This is a genomic window from Bathymodiolus platifrons methanotrophic gill symbiont, from assembly GCF_002189065.1.
Lineage (GTDB): Bacteria > Pseudomonadota > Gammaproteobacteria > Methylococcales > Methylomonadaceae > Methyloprofundus.
Genome location: NZ_BDMN01000164.1, coordinates 1 through 2,169, shown reverse-complemented (window position 1 = coordinate 2,169; position 2,169 = coordinate 1). Strand labels below are relative to the sequence as shown.

The 2,169-nt window shown below is 38.0% G+C and carries 2 protein-coding genes; both read left to right on the top strand.

Features of this window, described 5'->3' with window-relative positions:
- Positions 1 to 248 precede the first annotated feature (248 nt).
- Positions 249 to 419, top strand: a complete 171-nt coding sequence (locus CDZ78_RS21895) for a hypothetical protein (protein ID WP_167374246.1) — start codon at positions 249 to 251, stop codon at positions 417 to 419.
- A 552-nt stretch (positions 420 to 971) separates the two neighbouring features.
- Positions 972 to 2,000: a replication initiator protein A gene (locus CDZ78_RS10150; protein ID WP_087869914.1), complete on the top strand. Its 1,029-nt coding sequence runs from the start codon at positions 972 to 974 to the stop codon at positions 1,998 to 2,000.
- The last annotated feature ends 169 nt before the right edge of the window (positions 2,001 to 2,169 follow it).

Below are 2,169 nucleotides of genomic sequence, written 5' to 3'. Positions count from 1 at the left end.
GCACTCTTTCCTGATTTCATGATAGTGCTACAGCGACAATTTGGGCAACTTACTTCTTGATAACATTTCATTCGAGGAATTATGATGTAAACCTTTTACTTCTCCCGCTGCCAGCCATGGAGAGCGAACGCGAGGGCTGGTAGTCCCCAGAAGGCGTAGAGCCGTTGTTTTGTCGGAATCGTAGCGCTAGCGAAGGTGTAGACAAAATAAAAGGCATTCCGAAAAACGCCGTCCAGTCATTTGAGGGAGTGTTACGAAGCCAGCACCGAGTTTACGATGGTAATGGCGAAGTGGCACGTACGCAGGACGTCTGGGGCGCCGGAGGCATAAGTGGTCGCGTTAAGTTTTTGCTGCTTGCTTGGGCTGGGATGCCCAAAACAAGCTTTCGCAAAAATAGTGACTCCCCGCAGTTGTTGTAAATCTCCTATCGAAATCATATTCATTCAGATAGAGCCGTTCACATTTTGCACTTCGCCAAAACCGTTCGATACAGCTTTAGCTGCTCGATGATGAAAAGGCGGTGCTGTGTGGATTGGCTCGGCGGTAGTTGCCTGATTACCCGCTTATCGTCCAGCCAGTCGATTAAATCCATTTGCTCCATGCGCTTAGCTTTCTTTTTTGGATATTTTGGGAACGATGATAAACTCAAAGAATTAATAATATTTGAAGTTATCCACTTATCCACAGGCTGCAAAGCCTAGTGTTATTAATGTTATTTATAGTGTTACGAGATTACGGAAAACATATTTTTTGTTAAATAACAATATGTTGAGAACAAAAAAAACAACAAAGCGTATCTGAAATGACGAATATATGTATCTGAAACCACGAACAAAACATTGTTTGTATTTGAAATGACGAGGAATAACTTGCTTTTGTATCTGAAATGACGAAGAATAGCAGCTTCTTTGTATTTGAAATGACGAACAATAATAATATTTTAGATACATTTTCAAAAAGTAGTTTTCAGTATGGCTAATCCCCTCTTACCAGTCCGGCACCCTGAAAAAGATTTATTCATTTGTGACTTTGGTGAAGTCATACCAAAAAGCGATATAGCAAGTATGGAACATCCGCTTTTTACGCTTTCCACAAAACCAGATACAGCTATAAGAAATTATGAACATAATGGTAATACGGTACGAATTGCCCCTAGTGCTTACGGCTTAGCTACTATTCACGATAAAGATATTTTAATTTATTGCATTTCCCAACTTATGGCAGGGCTTAACCAAGGGGAAACACCAAGCCGAAAGATACGCTTTAAAGCCCATGATTTACTTGTAACAACCAACCGTCAAACCAGTGGGCAAGGTTATAAATTGCTACGGCAAGCCTTTGATCGTTTACATGGTACAAGTATCACAACCAATATAAAAACTAATGGACAAGAAGTAATTGAAGGCTTCCATATTATTGATGCTTATAAAATTGTTATTGATGATCCAAAAACAAAGCGAATGATTGAGCTTGAAGTAACTCTCTCCGAATGGCTTTATAACTCGGTTATAGGTGAAGAAATTTTAAGTATCGACCATGATTATTTTAGACTTAGAAAGCCTATAGAACGCCGCATTTATGAAATAGCCCGTAAACATTGCGGTAAACAAAAACAGTGGTATATAGGACTTAAAAATCTACATAAAAAAGTTGGTTCATCGGGCAATATAAGATTATTTAAACAATCAGTTAATCACATTACAAAACACAACCACTTACCAGAATATAATTTAAGAATTGAAGGTGAAAACGTAATTTTTAATTATAAAGATTATCAAGAAAAAAAAGCTATTACCACGAAACAAGAAAGTCGTCCTTTTATTAAGCCTGACACTATCGAGAAAGCTAAACGAATTCTAGGCCGTCATTTTGATGTCTACGCACTTGAGTCCGACTGGCTGCAATGGTGGGAACAATCAGGAAAACCAGAATTACAAAGCCCCGACGGTGCTTTTTTCAATTTCTGCAAGGCTCGCATGGAAAAGATACAAGGTTCATGATGCTTTTTTAAAAGCGCGTCTTTGTGCCATTTTCTTTCAAAATATCAAGGGTCGCTTCTATCATAATAAGGGAAAAGTAATTCATCCTTGGCTTTAAAATTAAAGCATATAATTCCCTTCATAACTGAAGTTTCCCAATAATTATTTATGGTAAAATTGAAACTATGCT